15 protein-coding genes are annotated in these 18,080 nt (G+C 67.5%); 6 read left to right on the forward strand and 9 right to left on the reverse strand.

The window, feature by feature from the left end; genetic code table 11:
• Window positions 1–8: 8 nt before the first annotated feature.
• From AC0QSG_RS10345 to AC0QSG_RS10355, 3 genes are all read right to left on the reverse strand, one after another.
• Window positions 9–929 carry a carbohydrate ABC transporter permease gene (locus AC0QSG_RS10345; RefSeq protein ID WP_475375289.1) on the reverse strand — a complete coding sequence of 307 codons (921 nt, stop codon included), beginning with the start codon at window positions 927–929 and terminating at the stop codon, window positions 9–11.
• On the reverse strand, window positions 926–1,897 hold the full coding sequence (locus tag AC0QSG_RS10350; protein WP_475375290.1) for a carbohydrate ABC transporter permease: 972 nt from the start codon (window positions 1,895–1,897) through the stop codon (window positions 926–928). The genes AC0QSG_RS10345 and AC0QSG_RS10350 overlap by 4 nt, the downstream gene beginning before the upstream one ends.
• A gap of 63 nt (window positions 1,898–1,960) precedes the next feature.
• Window positions 1,961–3,310, reverse strand: coding sequence for an ABC transporter substrate-binding protein (locus tag AC0QSG_RS10355; RefSeq protein ID WP_475375291.1), 1,350 nt, complete (start codon window positions 3,308–3,310; stop codon window positions 1,961–1,963).
• A gap of 241 nt (window positions 3,311–3,551) precedes the next feature.
• On the opposite strand from AC0QSG_RS10355, the gene AC0QSG_RS10360 reads away from it, so the two are divergent.
• Window positions 3,552–4,544 (forward strand): AraC family transcriptional regulator, encoded by a 993-nt coding sequence (locus tag AC0QSG_RS10360; RefSeq protein WP_475375292.1) that lies wholly within the window; start codon window positions 3,552–3,554, stop codon window positions 4,542–4,544.
• Between the two features lie 38 nt (window positions 4,545–4,582).
• Here AC0QSG_RS10360 and purU read toward each other — a convergent pair whose 3' ends face one another.
• From purU to glyA, 6 genes are read right to left on the reverse strand one after another with little or no spacing between them, the layout of a single operon-like run.
• Complete coding sequence (gene purU / locus AC0QSG_RS10365; RefSeq protein WP_475375293.1) at window positions 4,583–5,452, reverse strand: formyltetrahydrofolate deformylase; 870 nt, start codon at window positions 5,450–5,452, stop codon at window positions 4,583–4,585.
• 53 nt (window positions 5,453–5,505) lie between these two features.
• Entirely contained in the window at window positions 5,506–6,126 is a 621-nt protein-coding gene (locus tag AC0QSG_RS10370) for a sarcosine oxidase subunit gamma (RefSeq protein ID WP_475375294.1), read from the reverse strand.
• Window positions 6,116–9,031: a sarcosine oxidase subunit alpha family protein gene (locus AC0QSG_RS10375; RefSeq protein WP_475375295.1), complete on the reverse strand. Its 2,916-nt coding sequence runs from the start codon at window positions 9,029–9,031 to the stop codon at window positions 6,116–6,118. Before AC0QSG_RS10375 ends, AC0QSG_RS10370 begins: the two co-directional genes overlap by 11 nt.
• Window positions 9,028–9,339: a sarcosine oxidase subunit delta gene (locus tag AC0QSG_RS10380; protein WP_475375296.1), complete on the reverse strand. Its 312-nt coding sequence runs from the start codon at window positions 9,337–9,339 to the stop codon at window positions 9,028–9,030. The genes AC0QSG_RS10375 and AC0QSG_RS10380 overlap by 4 nt, the downstream gene beginning before the upstream one ends.
• 13 nt (window positions 9,340–9,352) lie before the next feature.
• Window positions 9,353–10,570: a sarcosine oxidase subunit beta family protein gene (locus AC0QSG_RS10385; RefSeq protein WP_475375297.1), complete on the reverse strand. Its 1,218-nt coding sequence runs from the start codon at window positions 10,568–10,570 to the stop codon at window positions 9,353–9,355.
• 4 nt (window positions 10,571–10,574) lie between these two features.
• Window positions 10,575–12,041, reverse strand: a complete 1,467-nt coding sequence (gene glyA, locus AC0QSG_RS10390; RefSeq protein ID WP_475375298.1) for a serine hydroxymethyltransferase — start codon at window positions 12,039–12,041, stop codon at window positions 10,575–10,577.
• 147 nt (window positions 12,042–12,188) lie between these two features.
• Here glyA and AC0QSG_RS10395 point away from each other — a divergent pair, with 147 nt between their 5' ends.
• The 5 genes from AC0QSG_RS10395 (at window position 12,189) to AC0QSG_RS10415 (ending at window position 18,079) form a co-directional block, all read left to right on the forward strand.
• Complete coding sequence (locus tag AC0QSG_RS10395; protein WP_475375299.1) at window positions 12,189–12,848, forward strand: GntR family transcriptional regulator; 660 nt, start codon at window positions 12,189–12,191, stop codon at window positions 12,846–12,848.
• A 153-nt stretch (window positions 12,849–13,001) separates the two neighbouring features.
• Window positions 13,002–14,780, forward strand: a complete 1,779-nt coding sequence (locus tag AC0QSG_RS10400) for a BCCT family transporter (protein WP_475375300.1) — start codon at window positions 13,002–13,004, stop codon at window positions 14,778–14,780.
• 53 nt (window positions 14,781–14,833) lie between these two features.
• Window positions 14,834–15,667 (forward strand): creatininase, encoded by an 834-nt coding sequence (locus AC0QSG_RS10405; RefSeq protein ID WP_475375301.1) that lies wholly within the window; start codon window positions 14,834–14,836, stop codon window positions 15,665–15,667.
• A gap of 254 nt (window positions 15,668–15,921) precedes the next feature.
• Entirely contained in the window at window positions 15,922–17,169 is a 1,248-nt protein-coding gene (locus tag AC0QSG_RS10410) for a M24 family metallopeptidase (protein ID WP_475375302.1), read from the forward strand.
• A gap of 82 nt (window positions 17,170–17,251) precedes the next feature.
• On the forward strand, window positions 17,252–18,079 hold the full coding sequence (locus tag AC0QSG_RS10415; RefSeq protein ID WP_475375303.1) for an IclR family transcriptional regulator: 828 nt from the start codon (window positions 17,252–17,254) through the stop codon (window positions 18,077–18,079).
• Window position 18,080 lies beyond the last annotated feature (1 nt).

Genomic DNA, 18,080 nt, shown 5'->3' on the forward strand with positions numbered 1-18,080 from the left:
GGGGTCGGTTACTTCACGGCGCCGAGCGAAAGTCCTTGAACAAGTTTGTCCTGTGCGGCGAAGCCTGCGAAGAGCACGGGCAGGGAGATGACGACGGCGGCGGCGCAGACCTTCGCGAGGAACAGTCCCTGGCTGGAGACGAATCCGGTGAGGAACACGGGGGCGGTGCCGGCCATGACGCCGGTGAGGACGCGCGCGAGGAGGAGTTCGTTCCAGCTGAAGATGAAGCAGATCAGCGCCGTGGCCGCGATTCCCGGCATCGCGACCGGGGCGACGACCTTGCGCAGGGTCAGCAGGAGGCCGGCGCCGTCGATCTGTGCGGCCTCGAGCATCTCGACGGGGACCTCGGCGAGGAACGAGCGCATCATCCACACGGCGATCGGCAGGTTCATGGCGGTGTACACCAGGATCAGGAACCACACGTTGTCCAGGACGCCGGCGGTCTTGGCGAAGAGCAACAGCGGCAGGATCCCGGCGACGACGGGAAGCATCTTGGTGGAGAGGAAGAAGAACATCACGTCGGTCCACTTCCTCACCGGCTTGATGGACAGGGCATAGGCGGCCGGAATGGCCAGAAGCAGCACCAGGACCGTGGAGAGAATGGAGGCCGTGGCGGAGTTGATCAGCGGCGGCCAGGGGCTGATGCCGGAGCTGGCCCCGAAGAACTCCCTGTACGCGTCCAGGGTCAGTCCCGCCGCGATCGAGGGCGGGTTGGTCGCCGCGTCGGTTTCGGAATGGAAGGAGGTCAGGATCATCCAGATCACGGGGGTGGCGAAGAGCAGTGCCATGAGCCAGGCCGCGATGCCGGCGGCGGTGTTGTTGCGGGTGGGGTCCATCCGGGACTTGCCGCGCCGGCGTCGGGTTCCGGTGTTCAGTGCCGTGGGACCGGGGGACGTGTTGCGGGGCGCGGCGGGTGCGAGGGTGCTCATCGCGCGTCCTCCTTCTTGAAGAGTGAGAATACGGTGCGCAGGGCGAAGGTCGCCACGATGATGGTGCCGATGACGACCACGACGCCGGCGGCCGAGGCAAGGCCGTACTCGTTGGCGAAGTAGAACGTCTGGTAGATGGAGTAGGGCAGGTTGGCCGTGCCCAGTCCGCCGGAGGTGAGGGTAAAGACCGCGTCGAAGTTCTGCACGATGTAGATCGCCCCGAGAAGTCCGCCCAGTTCCAGGTACTGGCGCAGGTGCGGCAGGGTGAGGTGGCGGAAGATGGCCCACCCGCTGGCCCCGTCCATCTGGGCGGCCTCGACGGTGTCCATGGGACGGGACTGCAGGCCCGCGAGCAGGATGAGCATCATGAATGGGGTCCATTGCCAGACCAGGGATACGATGACCGCCATCAGCGGCGCTTGGGACAGCAGGTCCGGCTGGGGCGGGGCGTCGCTGCCGAAGAGCGACCAGATCCAGGTCAGGGTGCCGTTGATCAACCCGTACGTCGGGTTCAGCAGGGCGTGCTTCCAGATCAGGGCGGCGGCGACGGGCACCACCAGGAAGGGTGCGATCAGCAGCGTTCGGGCCAGGCCGCGGCCGATGAACTTCTTGTCCAACAGCAGCGCCAGGCCCAGCCCGATCAGCAGGCTGGAGAGCACGACCGAGACGGTGAGCACGATGGTCGTCAGGATCGACTGGCGGAGATCTGGGTCCGTGAGCACCTGGGCGTAGTTCCCTAACCCGGCAAAGCCGGTCTCGTCCGGGCGCAGGCTGTTCCAGTCCAGGAAGGAGATGACGAGCGTCGCCGCGAAGGGAAGCTGGGTGACGACGATGAGGAAGATCAGCGCCGGCAGCAGCGGGGCGCGCCGCGCCCAGGCCAGGGCCCGCTGGCGCGATTTCGCGTTCCTGGGGTTTCGGGGGGCGCCGGGTCCGGGTGTGGACGCCGTGCGCTGCGTGGTGGTGGTCATGGGACTCTCCTGCGGTTCCGTGGCCCGCCGCCGGGCGGGCCACGGAACCTGTTGGTGTGGGTGTTACTTCTTGTACTTGTCGCCGATTTCCTGGGCCGCCTGCTGGCCCTTGGCCAGCGCGTCCTCAACGGTGCCCTGTCCCGCGATCGCGGAACTCACCCCCTGGGACACCGTGGTGCCCAGGTCCGCGAACTCGGGGATCCCGACGAATTGGATGCCGATCGCCGGACGCTCCTGCGCCCCGGGGTTCGTCGGGTCCGCGTTCTCGATCGCGGTGCGTTCGGCCTCGAAGAACGGCGCGGCCGCCTGGAAGTCGGCGTTTTCGTACGTCGAGATCCGCTTGCCCGAGGGGACCCTCGCCCAGCCGAGCTCCTCGGCGACGAGCTCCTCGTAGTCCTTCGAGCTCGCCCACGCGATGAACTGGCCCGCCGCGTCCTGCTTTTTGGACGCCGCCTGCACGCCCCACGACCAGGTCCACAGCCAACCGGAGGAATCCGTCTCCTTGACCGGTGCCTGCGCGTAGCCGATCTTCCCCTTGACCGGGGAATCATCGGCCTCCATCACCCCGGCGGCGGACGTCGCGTCGTACCACATGGCCACCTTGCCCTGGGTCATGTTGTTGAGGCATTCGGTGAAGCCCGCCTGCGCGGCGCCCGCCGGCCCGTGTTCCCGGACCAGCTCCGTGTAGAACTTCGTCGCCTCCACGAACTCCGGAGAGTCGACCTGCGCGTTCCAGTCCTTGTCGAACCAGGTGCCGCCGAACGTGTTAACCACGGTCGTCAGCGGGGCGAAGACCTGTCCCCAGCCCGGCTGGCCGCGCAGGCAAATACCCCGCATGCCCGGCTCCGCGCCGTCGACCTCGGCGGAGAGCTCGGCCACCTCGTCCCACGTGGGTTTGTCCGGCATGGTCAGGCCCTTGGCCTCGAAGACGTCCTTCCGGTACATCAGGAAGGACGACTCGCCGTAGAACGGTTCTCCGTAGAGCTTGCCGTCCTCGCCGGTCAGGGAGGCCGTGTATGCCGGGAGAATGTCGTCCTGGTCGAAGGCCCCATCCGCGGCCACCGCGTCCAGCGGCGCGAGCCAGCCGTTCGCCGAGTAGAACGGGATCTCGTAGTTCGACAGCGACGCGACGTCGTACTGGCCCGCCTGGCTGGAGAACTCCTGGCTGATCTTGGCCCGGACATCGTTCTCCGGAAGCACCGTGTAGTTGACCTTGATCCCGGTCTCCTGGGTGAAGTTCGCAGCGGTCAGCCGCTGCAGGTCCTCCATCTGCGGGTTGTTGACCATCAGGACGTTGATGCTCGCGGCGTCGCCCGCGGACGACCCGCCGCCGGCCCCGGCGCAGGCCGTGGCGGCCAGACTCAGGCACAAGGCCCCCGCGGCCATCGATACCGCTCGTGTTTTCGGGCGCATTAAGGACTCCTTTGTACTCGTGGGTCGCACAGCTTCGGAACGCCGACGAGTTCGTCGGGACCGGTGCGGAAAACGGGGCCGGCACCGGACATCGGGGGCCTCGCTCGGTAGCTCAATTCTCCGCGTGTGACCCGCCGCACAACTAGCGCCTGGCTTGCCGAATTCCGATACGAATTTTCCGAGCGGCTGCGCGCGGGAACGGTTACTCTGGGGAACCGCGGGGTTTACCCGTCCAATATGCATGACTCGCGACAGGTCGGAGGGTTACGTGCGCGGCAACGACATGGCCGGTGACGCGCCCGGCGGCGTGGCCGAGAGCGCCGCGGCCCGGCTGGCGGAACGCCTCCTGGGCATCCGCGCCAACCGGGAGGTCATTCCGGCGGATCCCAACCAGTCCTTCCGGTGGCACGAGCACGACTATCCCAGCCCGCTCGCGCGCTGGAACTACCATCCGGAATACGAGGTCCATCTCATCCGGAAGGGCACCGGGAAATTCATCGTGGGCGACCACATCGGCACGTTCGAGGCCGGCCACGTGTCGCTGATCGGATCGGGTCTACCCCACGATTGGGTCAGCGACCTGGAGCCGGGCCAGCTGCTGGAGAAGCGGGACGCCGTCATCCAGTTCGACGGCAAATGGGTTCGGCAGTGTTCCGCCGTCATGCCGGAGATGTCGGAGGTGCGCCTGCTCCTGGACGAGTCCGCCCGCGGCATCCAGTTCCTCGGGCCGACGGCGGCGGAGGCCGCCGCGGCCATCGAGGCCCTGGGCGCGTCCGACGGCCTGGAACGGCTCCACCACCTGCTCCGGCTGTTCTCCGTCCTGGCCGGGTCGCCCCGGGAGGACCGCCGCTATCTCGCGGACGAATGGTTCAGGCCGCAACTGGACGGCCAGGGCGCCGCCGTCGTCGACATCGTTCTCGAGTACGTCTTCAACAACCACGCGGGCACCGTCACGATGGCCGGGGCGGCGGCGTTGGTGGGGATGGCGGAACCCACGTTCTCAAAGTACTTCAAGCGCGCCACGGGCCAGAACTTCAGCGACCTCGTGCGGAAGCTGCGGCTCGCCCACGCCAAGCGCCTGCTCGAAACCACGGACGAGCCGATCTCCACCATCTGCCACCGGGTCGGATTCGCGAACCTGTCCAACTTCAACCGGCACTTCCTCCGGGAAGCGGGCGTCACTCCGCGCGCATACCGGAGGGACCGCGCCACCGGCGCGGCCCCTCCGGCGTAATTCTGGTTCCGGTCCCGGTCCCAGCCCCGCTTCCAGTCCTAGCGCAGGACGATCGTCCGCTTGTCGTGGAGGAACACCCGCCCCTCGCAGTGCCACTTCACCGCGTTGGACAGGGCCTTGCACTCGGTGTCGCGACCGGCGGCGACGAGGTCCCCCGGGGAGAACGTGTGGTCGACGTCGACCGTCTGCTGGGAGATGATCGGGCCCTCGTCCAGCTCGCTGTTGACATAGTGCGCGGTGGCGCCGACCGTCTTGACTCCGCGCGCGAACGCCTGGTGATAGGGCTTCGCCCCCTTGAAGCTGGGCAGGAACGAGTGGTGGATGTTGATGGTCCGGCCGGTGAGCTTGCGGCTGAGTTCGTCGCTGAGCACCTGCATGTAGCGCGCCAGCACCACCAGCTCCACGTCGAAGTCGTCCATCAGGTCCAGGAGCTTCGCCTCTGCGGCCGGCTTGGTCTCCGGAGTGACGGGCACGTGGAAGAACGGGATGTGGTGCCATTCGACCAGGTCCCGGTGGTCCGGGTGGTTGGAGACCACCGCGACGATGTCGATGGGCAGCTCACCCATGCGCGAGCGGTAGAGCAGGTCGTTGAGGCAGTGACCGAACTTCGAGACCATGATCAGTACCCGGCGCTTGGTGCCCAGCGGCTCCAGGCGCCACTCCAGGTTGAACTCTTCGGCAATCGGTGCGAACGCCGCCCGCATCGACTCCGTCAGGTCCGCGGCGTCCGGTCCGGCGACGTCCACCCGCATGAAGAAGTGCCCCGCCTGGCGGTCCCCGAACTGCTTGAGCTCCACGATGTCCCGGCCCTGGTCCAACAGGAACCCGGACACGGCGTGGACGATCCCCGGACGCTCGGGACAGTGCAGGGTCAGGACGTGCTCGACGTCGTTCTTGCTCGGTTCCATTTTCGTTCGGACCTCCGTTGCGGTCTTCGTCTCGACGCCGGTAGCCGGCGCCACTACCGTACCTCCGGCGCGGAGTACTCCACCATTGCGTCCAGCAGCCAGCGCGCGACGTAGTCCGCGAAGGACGCCCGCGGCAGCAGGAGATAGGACGCCTCGCCGGCCTTCCAGAGGAACAGCGGGACCGGCCCCAGTGTCGTGGAGAGGGCGGTTCCCGGGGCGAACACACGCGGGTGCAGGTCCGCCGGGCAGCCCTTTTCCAGCGCCAGCCGGGCGCTCGGACCCTCGAGCCGGAGGATGGTCCGGTTGGCCGAGAGGTCGACGACGGATCCGGGCTCCTCGCCCAGCGCCTCGACGAGCTCCTGCATGATCTCCGTGCCGTCCGGAGCCACCAGCAGGAACTCGTCCGGTCCCTGCCAGAGCACGGCGGTCCCGTCCGGATCCCCGGCCACCTCGCCGGGTCCGGCCGGTAGCCCGACGCCGGTGGCCGCGGCCAGCGAATCGTGCGCGCCGGTCCCCGGAACGGCGCGGATGCCGACCATCGTGGCGAACGCGTCCTCGCGCAGGGTCACGCCGCGCCCGCCCTCGACGTCGTGGTCCGGAAAACCGGGGGCGAGGTGCTCCAGCGGACTGCGGCGCAGGGTGGAGGTGTTGGTCATGAGCTGTTCAGCCGTCACGACGGCTCCCTTCGGGATCGAAAAGTACGGTTTCGGAGACGATGACGTCGACGAGGCGGCCGTCCAGGGGCGCCTGCAGGGTCTCGCCGATGCGGTTGCGCCCGTTCTTGATGAGCGCAAGCGCGAAGCTGCGGCCGAGTGCCGCGGAGTGGTAGCTGGAGGTCACGTAGCCCTCCATCGGCACCTGTCCCTTCTCGGGCGTGATCGGCGTGCCCTCCCGGACCAGCTGGGCGCCCTCGGGGAGCCGGAAGGACCGGTCCACGGGAAGCAGGCTGACCAGGTGGTTGCGGTCCTCGCGCCGGGTGTCCTCCCGCGAGAACGACCGCTTGCCGACGAAGTCCTTGACCTTGGAGACCACCCATTCCATCGACGCGTCCTGCGGGGTCACCGTGCCGTCCGTGTCCTGGCCGACGATGATGAAGCCCTTCTCCGCGCGGAGGACGTGCATGGTCTCCGTGCCGTAGGGGGTGATGTCGAATTCCGCGCCGGCCGCGGCCACGTCCTCCCACACGTTCAGTCCGTACCAGGAGGACACGTTGATCTCGTACGCGAGCTCGCCCGAGAAAGAGATGCGGCAGACCCGTGCCGGGATCCCGGAGGCCAGGGTGGTCTCGCGGAACGCCATGAACGGGAAAGCCTCCGCGTCCAGGTCCAGTTCCGGCGCCACCTTCGCGAGCACGGCACGGGACTTCGGCCCGACGACGGCGATGGTCGCATACTGTTCGGTCACCGACGTGCACACCACGTCCAGGTCCGGCCACTCGGTCTGCAGCCATTCCTCCAGCCAGTCCAGCACCTTGGCGGCGCCGCCCGTGGTGGTGGTCATCAGGTACCGGTCCTCGTCCAGGCGCAACGTCACGCCGTCGTCGAAGATCATGCCGTCCGGGGTGCACATCAGGCCGTAGCGCGCGAGCCCCGGCTGGAGCTTCTTGAACGCGTTGGTGTAGATCCGGTTCAGGAACTCGCCGGCGTCCTTGCCGCGGATCTCGATCTTGCCGAGCGTGGTGGCGTCCATGAAGCCCACGGAGTCGCGGACGGCGGCGCATTCGCGCAGCACGGCCGCGTCCATGTCCTCGCCGGCCTGCGGGTAGTACCAGGGACGCTTCCACTGCCCGACGTCCTCGAACAGGGCGCCGCGCTGGACGTGCCAGGGGTGGATGGACGTCAGCCGGGCCGGATCGAAGAGCTCCCCGCGCTGGCGGCCGGCCAGGGCCGCGAACGCGACGGGCGTGTAGGGTGCGCGGAACGCGGTGGTGCCGATTTCCGCGATGTCCTCGGTGCCCAGCGCGGCGGCGATGACGCCGATCGCGTTGACGCCGGAGGTCTTGCCCTGGTCGTTGGCGGTGCTGATCGACGTGTAGCGCTTCACGTGCTCCACGCTGCGCATTCCGGCGCCGGTGGAGCGCAGCACGTCCGCCACGGTCTGGTCGCGCTGGAAGTCCACGAAGTGGTTCCGGTAGTCGGCGTCCGGGGTTCCCGGGCCGGCCACCAGCCACAGCGGGCGCGTCGGGGCGATCTCCTCGGCCGGGGCCGTGGCGGTGGTCGGTTCGATCGCGAAGCCCGCGGCCGTCGCGGCGGCGGCACCGGCGGCGGCACCCTCGGAAAGGGCGCTGGTCAGGTCCAGGCGTCCGTTGACGGCGCCCGCCGTGCGCTGGTTCTGCACCGGCTTTCCCGGCACGAACGCGGACAGCGCGTCGTCCCAGCCCAGCCGGCGCTCGCGCTGCGAGTGCAGGTGGACCACGGGGTTCCAGCCGCCGGAGACGGCCAGCGTGTCGGCGTCGATCTCCTCCGTCGCCCCGGCGGGCTCGCCGGCCGCGTCGATTCCGACGACCGTGATGCCGCAGACGCGTCCGGCGTCGTCCGCCGTCGTTTCCACGACGGCCGAGGAGGTCAGGACCCGGATGCCGAGCGTCTGGACTTCGGCGGCAGCCGCCGTCAGTTCTGCGCGGGCGTCGACGACCGCGGCGACGCGGATGCCGTTGCGGTGCAGGTCCCTCACCAACGCGTAGGCGGAGTCGTTGGTGGTGGCGACGGCGATGTTGCCGCCCACGGCGACGGCATACCGGTTGAGGTAGCTGCGCACGGCGGAGGCCAGCATGATGCCCGGGCGGTCGTTGTTCCCGAACACCAGGGGCCGCTCGTGCGCGCCGGTGGCCAGGACCACCTGGGCCGCGCGGACGTGCCAGATGCGCTCGCGGGACACGCCGGTCCCGGCGTAGCCGCCGAGGTGGTCGGTGCGGCGCTGGACCGCGACGATGTAGTTCGAGTCGTAGCTGCCGAACGCCGTCGTGCGTGGAAGGTAGGTGACCTCGGCCGCGGAGTCGAGGAACGCGCGCGTCTCGGCGATCCACTCCAGGGCCGGCCTTCCGTCGATGGTCTCCTCCGAGGAGGACAGCAGCGAGCCGCCGGCCTCCGGCTGCTCGTCGAGCAGGACCACGCGGGCCCCGGACGCCGCGGCGTCGCGGGCGGCCGCCAGCCCGGCGGGCCCGGCGCCGACGACGAGGACGTCCGCGTGGACGTACTTGCGGTCGTAGATGGCCTCGTCCGTGCGCGGGTCCAGCTGGCCCAGGCCCTTGAGCAGGCTGATGTCCATGCCGTCCGTGAGTTCGACGACGGGGGCGGCCAGCATCGATTCGTCGACGTGGCCCGCATAGCGCGAACGGACCTTGATCAGGGCGTTCGATTCCTCGACGCCGGCGGACATGATCCCGCGCGGACGGCCCAGGTACAGCGACGGCCCGCAGGCGACGCGTCCGGAGGCCAGCATGGCGGAGGCGACCGTGTCCCCGGGGTGGCCGGTGAGCTTCTCGCCGTCGACCGTGAACGTGAGCGTCGATGCGCGGTCGATGCGCGCGTGCGGCGCGCTGGACGCGTCGAGCCGCCGGGTCTGTGCCGTGGTGCTCATTTCGTTCCTTCCTTGCTGTAGTTGGCGGCGGCCCGGAGGTCCGGGCGGGGCTCGCCGGGCTTGTAGACGGCGGCGAATTCGTAGGTGACGGTGTCGCGGACGGCGTTGAACCACTTGCGGCATCCGACCGAGTGGACCCAGCGTTCCGCGAAGAGTCCCTTGGGGTTCTCGCGGTAGAAGAGGTACTCGGACCACTCCTTGTCGCTGAGCCCCTCAGGGTTCTCCGGGTAGGCGACGTGCGCCTGTCCGCCGTAGTGGTATTCGGTCTCGTTGCGGGGCCCGCACCAGGGGCATTCGATGAGCAGCATGTTCGGGTCCTTCCTAGTGGGCCACGGCGGCGGCGCCGTGTTCGTCGATCAGGCGGCCGCTTTCGAAGCGATCCAGCGCAAAGGGTTCGTTGAGCGGGTGCGGTTCGTCGGTCGCGATGGTGTGGGCGAACGTGAAACCCGCGCCGGGCGTGCCCTTGAAGCCGCCGGTGCCCCAGCCGCAGTTGACGTAGAGCTGGTCCACCGGGGTCTTGGACACGATCGGCGAAGCGTCCATCGTGACGTCCACGATGCCGCCCCACGTCCGGAGCACGTGGGCCCGGGCGAAGATCGGGAACAGCTCGACGGCGGCCGCCATCTGGTCCTCGATCACGTGGAACCCGCCGCGCTGGCCGTAGCCGGTGTAGCTGTCCACGCCCGCGCCCATGACCAGTTCGCCCTTGTGCGCCTGCGAGACGTAGACGTGGACGTGGTTGGACATGACAACGGTCGGGTGGACCGGCTCGTGGAGCTCGGACACCAGGGCCTGCAGCGGGTGGGACTGGATCGGCAGCTTGAAGCCGGCCATTTCCGCGAGGACCGAGGAGTGCCCGGCACCGCAGAGGGCAACCTTGCCCGCGTTGATGCGGCCCCGGTTGGTCTCGACGCCGACCACGCGGTCGCCGTCCTTGATGAAGCCGGTGACCTCGCAGTTCTGGATGATGTCCACGCCCATCTCGTCGCACTTGCGGGCGAAGGCCCAGGCCACGTGGTCGTGCTTGGCGATGCCGGCACGGGGCTGGTAGGTGGCGCCCATGACCGGGTAGCGGATGTCGTCCCCGATGTTGATGATCGGGCAGAGCTCCTTCACCTGCTCCGGGGTGATCCACTCGGCGTCGACCCCGTTGAGCTTGTTGGCGTTGACCCGGCGCACGCTCTCGCGGACGTCGCCGAGGGTGTGCGCGAGGTTCATGACTCCGCGCTGGGAGAACAGGAAGTCGTACTCGAGCTCCTCGGGGAGCTGCTCCCAGAGCTTGAGGGAGTGCTCGTAGATCCCCGCGCTGGCGTCCCACAGGTAGTTCGAGCGGATGATCGTCGTGTTGCGGGCCATGTTGCCGCCGGCGAGCCACCCGCGTTCGATCACGGCGATGTTCGTCATGCCGTGGTCCTTCGCCAGGTAGTAGGCGGTGGCGAGGCCGTGCCCGCCGCCGCCGACGATGATGGCGTCGTAGGACGGCTTGGGGTCGGCGTTGTGCCAGAGGAATTCCGGGTGCTCCGGGAGAAGGTCTGCCATGGTCTTATGCTCCAATCTGGGTGGAAAGCGGCGCGAGGTGCGGATAAAGCGGGTGCGCGTCGGCGACGGCCTTCACACGGGCACGAAGTCCCGCGGTGTCGGCGTCCGGCCCCGCGACCAGGACCTCGGCGATGATGTCCGCGACCTCCGCGAACGCCTCCTCGCCCAGACCACGCGTCGCCAACGCCGGCGTCCCGATCCGCAAACCCGACGTCACCATCGGCGGACGCGGATCAAACGGCACCGCGTTGCGGTTCACCGTGATCTCCACCGACGCCAACAGATCCTCCGCCTGCTGCCCGTCCAACTCCGAATGCCGCAAATCCACCAGCACCAGGTGCACATCCGTGCCCCCGGTCAACACGCCAATGCCCTTGCCCGCCACATCCGCACGGCCCAAACGCTCCGCCAGGATCGCCGCACCCGCCAAGGTGCGCTCCTGCCGGTCCCGGAACTCCGCGGTCCCGGCGACCTTGAACGCCACCGCCTTGCCCGCGATCACATGCTCCAACGGACCGCCCTGCTGACCCGGGAACACCGCCGAATTGACCTTCTTCGCGATCTCCGCGTCGTTGGTCAGGATGATCCCGCCCCGCGGACCGCCCAACGTCTTGTGCGTCGTGGAGGACACCACATGCGCATGCGGCACCGGAGACGGATGCAAACCCGCCGCCACCAAACCCGCGAAATGCGCCATGTCCACAAACAGGTACGCCCCCACCCTGTCCGCGATCGCCCGGAACCGCGCGAAATCCAACCGCCGCGGATACGCCGACCAACCCGCCACGATCATCTTCGGCTCGTGCTCCACCGCCAGACGCTCGACCTCGTCCATGTCCACCTCGTACGTGGACTCATCCACCCCGTACGGCACGATGTTGTACAAACGACCCGAGAAATTGATCTTCATCCCGTGCGTCAAATGCCCGCCGTGCGCCAGGTTCAGGCCCATCACCGTATCCCCCGGACGGATCAACGCGTGCATCACCGACGCGTTCGCCTGCGCACCCGAATGCGGCTGCACATTCGCGAACCCCGCACCGAACAACGCCTTCACCCGATCGATCGCCAACCGCTCGATCACATCCACATGCTCGCACCCGCCGTAATACCGCCGACCCGGATACCCCTCGGCGTACTTGTTCGTCAACACCGAACCCTGCGCCTGCATCACCGCCAACGCCGCATGGTTCTCCGACGCGATCATCTCCAAACCATCCTGCTGCCGACGCAACTCCGCATCAATCCCCGCAGCCACCTCCGGATCCAACACCGAGATGTCCTGCGTCAACGAACCCGCAGCGACGGCGGCAGGGGCTTTTGGACCGTGGGCGGCGGTGGTGCCGGCGCCGGTTCCCGAACCGGCGCCGCCTGTGCTGGCCGCGGTCGCACCGCCCGTCTCGCCCGCCACCGGGGCGGCGTACTGCTCCGTGCTCTCCGCCGCCTGTGACATCGAAGTCGCCTGTGACATCAAATCCTCCTCGTGCTTACGCGTCGACAACTGATATATCAGTGTTTGAACCATAGTATGATGGGGATCACAGTTGGTCAAGCGCCCGGAGGACGGACATTCGGGCCAACCCCGGGAGCCGGACTCCCGGACGTGAGGAGTGGAAGCATGAGCAGCCCAGACACGATCGTCGACGAGGAGCTCTCGCTCGCCGAGCGGGCATACCGGATCCTGCGCGATCGCCTGATCATGCTGGACATCGCGCCCGGCGAGCCCATCAACGAGGCGCGACTGGCGAACGATCTCGGGTTCGGCCGAACGCCGCTGCGCGAGGCGCTGAAGCGGCTCGAGACGGACCATCTCGTCGTCTCCTACCCCCGCCGGGGAACGTTCGCCACCATCGTCGACATCACCGAACTGGCGGCGATCTCCGAGATCCGCCACGCACTGGAGCCACTGGCCGCCCGCAGGGCCGCCCTGAACCCCCATGCCGGAATCCGCGTGGAACTGGAGCAGGTGGCCCAGGCCATCGAGCGTCTCGACACCACCCAGGGGCGGCGCGAACTCATGCAGTACGACCTCGAGGTGCACCGCCTGATCTACCGCGCGGCCGGCAACCACCACCTGGAAGAGTCCCTGGTGCGTCTGGACAACCTGGCGACCCGCATCTGGTGCCTGGTGCTGGACCGGCTGCCGTCCATCTCCGAGCACATCACCGAGCACGTGGGCCTGCTGCGCGCGATCTTGGCCGGCGACGCCGATCTGGCCGGCGACCTGGCCTCCGCGCATATCGGCCATTTCGAACAAACGGTGCGTTCCGTCCTATAGATCGGCACGGACCCCTTGACTGTGATGGGTGTCACGGTATTGTTGAATGCAACCGGGTTGCGCTAACTGCAACTCAAGGCGCCCCACCCCCGGCCAACGAGCTCCCCACACTCATTCCGACTGTAAAGGTCGGACATTCGAAGGGTCAGTCCGATGTCAATCCACGAGCAACAGGCAGAAAGCAAGATCCCTGCCGGCGCGCAATCAGTCCCTGCCCCAAACCCCGAACCCACCTCCCATGGGGTTGGCCACACCGAAGACGCGCCGCCCGCCTCCCGCTGGCCGCTTCGAGGCGGAGAACTCCCCCGCTTCCGCGGGCAGACCATCCCGCCCCTGGACCGGACCATCATCAAGGTCCTGCCGCCGGTATTGATCATCGCGGTTATCATTGCCGTCACCGTCAACCCGGTCGGCGCCGCCGAGGTGATCGGCCGGATGCGCACGTTTGTCACGTCCGGTTTCACGTGGCTTTTCATCCTGTACTCGGCCATCGCCGTCGGGGTGTGCTGTTGGCTGGCAGCCAGCAAGATCGGACGCATTCGCATCGGTGGCCCCAAAGCCAAGGCGGAGCACAGCAAGTTCGCTTGGTACTCCATGCTCTTCGCCTGCGGACAGGGCATCGGGCTGATCTTCTGGTCCGTTGCCCAGCCCATCATGCTCCGCGACGAGGTCCCACTCATCCCGGCGGGAGCCAACCCCGGCGAGGGCGGCATGGTGTGGACCTATTTCCACTGGGGCCTGACGGCCTGGGCCATGTACTGCGTGGTCGCCATCTGCCTGGCCTATTCGCACCACAACCTCGGCAAGACGCTCACGTTCCGCGAGGCGACCGTGGACATCCTCCCGAAGCGCGCGCAGCGTCCGGCCGGCGTCGTCGTTGAACTGCTGGCCATCATCGCCACGGTGCTCGGCCTCGCGACGTCCTTCGGTTTCGCCGCGCTGCAGTTCACGTCCGGCATCTCGACCTTCACCGGGGTGACCGCCGGTCCGGGCGTCTGGATCGCCGTGATCATCGGCCTCGCCGGGCTCGCCGCGATTTCGGCGTTCGTGGGTGTCAACAAGGGCATGAAGCGCATCAGCGAGGCGAACTCGATCCTCAGCATCGTCCTGGTTGCCGGCGTCTTCGTCTTCGGCCCGACCATCTACATCCTCTCCAACATCTCCCAGACCTTCGGCGCCTTCATCTACAACTTCATCCCGATGAGCCTGTGGACGGACGCCGCCGTCGCCACGGGCCCCCTGGACTCCTGGCAGGACAGCTGGAACGGCTGGTGGACGGTCTTCATCTGGTGCTGGGTCATCGCGTTCTCGCCCTTCGTCGCCGGGTTCATCGCACGCATCTCCCGCGGGCGCACGATCCGCGAGTTCGTCCTCGGCGTGACCATCATTCCGTCCCTCATCGTGATGATCTGGGTGGGTGTGATCGGCTCGGCCGCGCTCTACTACGACGACGCGACGAACCGATCGATTTCCGACGACGTCGCCGCGAACACGTCCAGCGGGCTGTTCTCCACTCTGGCGATGGTGCCGGTGATCGGCGGCGTGCTGCTGGTGGCCGCGACCATCCTCGTGGCGACCTACTACATCACCAGCCTGGACTCGGGCACGTACGCGCTGGCGGAGTTCGTCTCCGCGCCGAAGAAGGCCGGACCATGGTTCCGCGTGGTGCTGGTACTCAGCATCGCCGCCGTCGCACTGGTGTTGCTCTCCATCGGCGGGACCGCCGTCGTCGACACGGTGCAGACCGGCACGATCATCGGCGCCTTCCCCTTCTCGTTCGTCATCCTGTTGATGATCGCGAACCTCATCCGCCGCCTGCGCAACCGCGACAAGGCGACCAAAAAACTGGAGCGTGAGGTCAACGACCCGAACCACGACGACGACCTCGTCGAGGCCGACGTCGCGCCCAGCCCGTCTCCCCAACGGGACTAGGCACCACAACCGTGGTGGCCCCCTTGCGGGGCCACCACCGAAAAGGAGAAAACGTGGAAGCTCGCAATGAAGCGTCGCGCGGAGTCCATCTTTCCGGGCTCGATGCGCACACGTTTACGGACTGGCTGCGGACGGGTTCTGGCACGGTCTTGGTGCCGGTCGGGGCGCTCGAGCAGCACGGACCCCACCTGCCCATGGGGACGGACGCCATCCTTTCGCAGCGCATCGCGGAGGTCGCCGCGCGGGCAACGGGCTCCCTGGTGGCCCAGCCCGTCGCCTACGGCTACAAGTCCCAGCAGAAGTCCGGCGGCGGGAACCATCTGCCCGGAACCGTGAGTCTCGACGCGGCCACGCTTATCGGACTCACGCGCAACCTGGTTCTGTCCCTGCTGCGGCAGGGGGTTCGGAACGTCGTGTTCGTCAACGGGCACTACGAGAACTACCAGTTCCTCTACGAGGGCATCGATCTGGCACTCGGAGAACTCGGAATCCGCGACGGCGACGATCAGTGCGTGCTGCTGCTGTCCTATTGGGACTACGTCTCCGACGAGACGCTAGGGTCCGTCTACCCGGACGGATTCCCCGGATGGGACATCGAACACGGCGGGGTTCTGGAGACCTCGCTCATGCTGCATCTGGAACCCGGGCTGGTGGACCTGGGCCGCGCGGTGGACCATCCGGCCGCCGACCTGCCGCGGTTCGACCGCCTTCCTGTCGTGCCGGGACGCACTCCGGCCACGGGGTGCCTCTCCGCCCCTGCCGGCTCCGACGCGCAAAAGGGCGAGCTGTTGTTCCGGCAGGTCACTGAAGACCTCGCGCGGGACATCGCCGAGGAACTCGGCACGGCGCGCGCCGTGGGGGCTTCGACGGGCGACGCGCGGGAGTAGCCGCGGGCGGGGCACTGTCACGGTCGAGCGGACACGGAGCCCCGGCAAGAACACGCGGAAGGGACGGAATCGGTCGACGCCAGTTCCATCCCTTCCGCGTTTCCCGCCGTGTCCACGACGAGGTGGGGACGCTTCGAAATCAGCGATATTGAGGGCTTGACGTGACCGGTGCCACATGATGTGATGAGTGCAACGCAGTTGCGTTGAATGCAACTAGCCGATACACAGAGATCATTCGCCCGAAGGAGCAAACCATGACGCTGACCACCCCGAACTCCATCGCCGAGCTGGAGCGGCTGAAGGTCCTGCACAACGGCACCAAGCAGCCGTTGACCTTCTCCGATGCCGAGTTCGAGCGCCGCCTGTCCGGCCTGCGCCGGATCATGGCCGCCAAGGAACTCGACGCCGTCATCCTGACCAGCTACCACGGCATCAAGTACTACTCGGACTTCCTCTTCACCACGTTCGGCCGCAACTACGCCCTGGTCGTCACCGCCGACGACTCCGTCACCGTGACCGCGAACATCGACGCCGGCATGCCGTGGCGCACCAGCTACGGCGAGAACATCGTCTACACCGACTGGCAGCGGGACAACTTCTATTTCGCCCTCCAGGAGGCGTTGCGCCAGCGCGGCGTCGCGACGCGCCGCCTCGGCGTCGAGGACGACGCCCTCCCGGGCCTTGTCCGCGAGCGCATCCAGGCCGCATTCGACGGCGCCACGCTCCTCGACGTGTCCCAGGACGCCATGCGCCAGCGCATGATCAAGTCCGCCGAAGAGATCGAGGTCATCAAGCACGGCGCCCGCATCGGCGACCTGGGCGGCGAGGCCATCAAGGCAGCGATCCGCGAGGGCATCTCCGAGTACGAGGTCGCACTCATCGGCACCGAGGCCATGATCCACGAGATCGCCAAGACCTTCCCGGACCGCGAAGTCCGCGACACGTGGGTCTGGTTCCAGTCCGGCATCAACACCGACGGCGCGCACAACTGGGCCACCACCCGGAAGCTCCAGCGCGGCGACATCCTATCGTTGAACTGTTTCCCGATGACATCCGGGTACTACACCGCCCTGGAGCGCACGCTGTTCCTCGGCGAACCGGACGAGCGCAGCCTGGAGCTCTGGAACGTGAACGTCGAGGTCCACCGCCGCGGCTTGGAGCTCATCAAGCCCGGCGCGGTCTGCAAGGACATCGCGGCCGAACTCAACGAGATCTACGTGGACCGCGGACTGCTCGCCAACCGCACGTTCGGCTACGGACACTCGTTCGGCGTCCTGAGCCACTACTACGGCCGCGAGGCCGGGCTGGAGCTCCGCGAGGACATCGACACCGTCCTGGAGCCCGGCATGGTCGTCTCCATGGAACCGATGATCACCGTCATGGATGGGGAGCCCGGCGCCGGCGGCTACCGCGAGCACGATATCCTCGTGGTCAACGAGGACGGCGCGGAGAACATCACCAAGTTCGGCTTCGGACCGGAGAACAACATCATCCCCTGCTAGCCGTGGATTTTCGGCGGTAACAGCGTGGTGCGGCAGGCGATCGGCCTGCCGCCCCACGGCCGCCACAAGAAGGAGCGAGATCGTGCCAACGCAGGCCACCGAGACGAACGCAGAGTCCAGGAATCCATCGGTCATCGTCAATGTGGTCCAGGTTCTGCGTTGCTTCACCACGGACGAACCAATGCTCGGCGTGACCGAGATCGCCGCACAGGTCGGGCTCCACAAATCGAGCATTTCGCGGATACTCGCGACCCTCGAGCAGGAGCGCATCGTCGAACGCGACGAACAATCTCGCAAATATCGCCTGGGCATGGGTCTGATCGCCATCGCAGGCCCGCTGTTGGCCAACCTCGACGTGCGCCGGGTCGCCTTCCCGGCACTTCAGAAGTTGGCGGAAGCCACCGGTGAAACGGCCGCCCTCAACATCTGGGACGGCAACGAATCGGTGACGGTCGAACAGATTCCCAGCACCAAACAGGTCAAGCACACCTCGCCCATGGGCAGCCGATACGCAACGGCCCTCAGCGCCTCCGTACAGGTGTTCCTGGCGGACGAGGAACCGGAAAACGTGCGGTCCCTGTTGACCGACGGCACGGTCAAGATCGACGACTCGACGGCGCATTCGACCGCGGCGTACCTCGACCGGTTGGCCACCGTCCGGGACCGCGGCCATGCGTTCAACTACGGTGAAACCTCGTCCGAGGAAGTCGGAGTCGCGGCTCCCATTCGGGACCACCGCGGGCAGGTCGTCGCGGCCATTCTGGTGGCCGCCCCCTACTTCCGTGTAGCCCGCGGACAACTTCCTGAGTTGGCGCGAGCCTGCGTGGAGGCGGCCGCTGCCGTCAGTGGCCGCATGGGTTGGCAAACTCCAGACCCTGCGGCCGATGCGCTCGCAAAGTCCAGCGCATAGA

This window comes from Arthrobacter sp. LT660 (assembly GCF_056172845.1).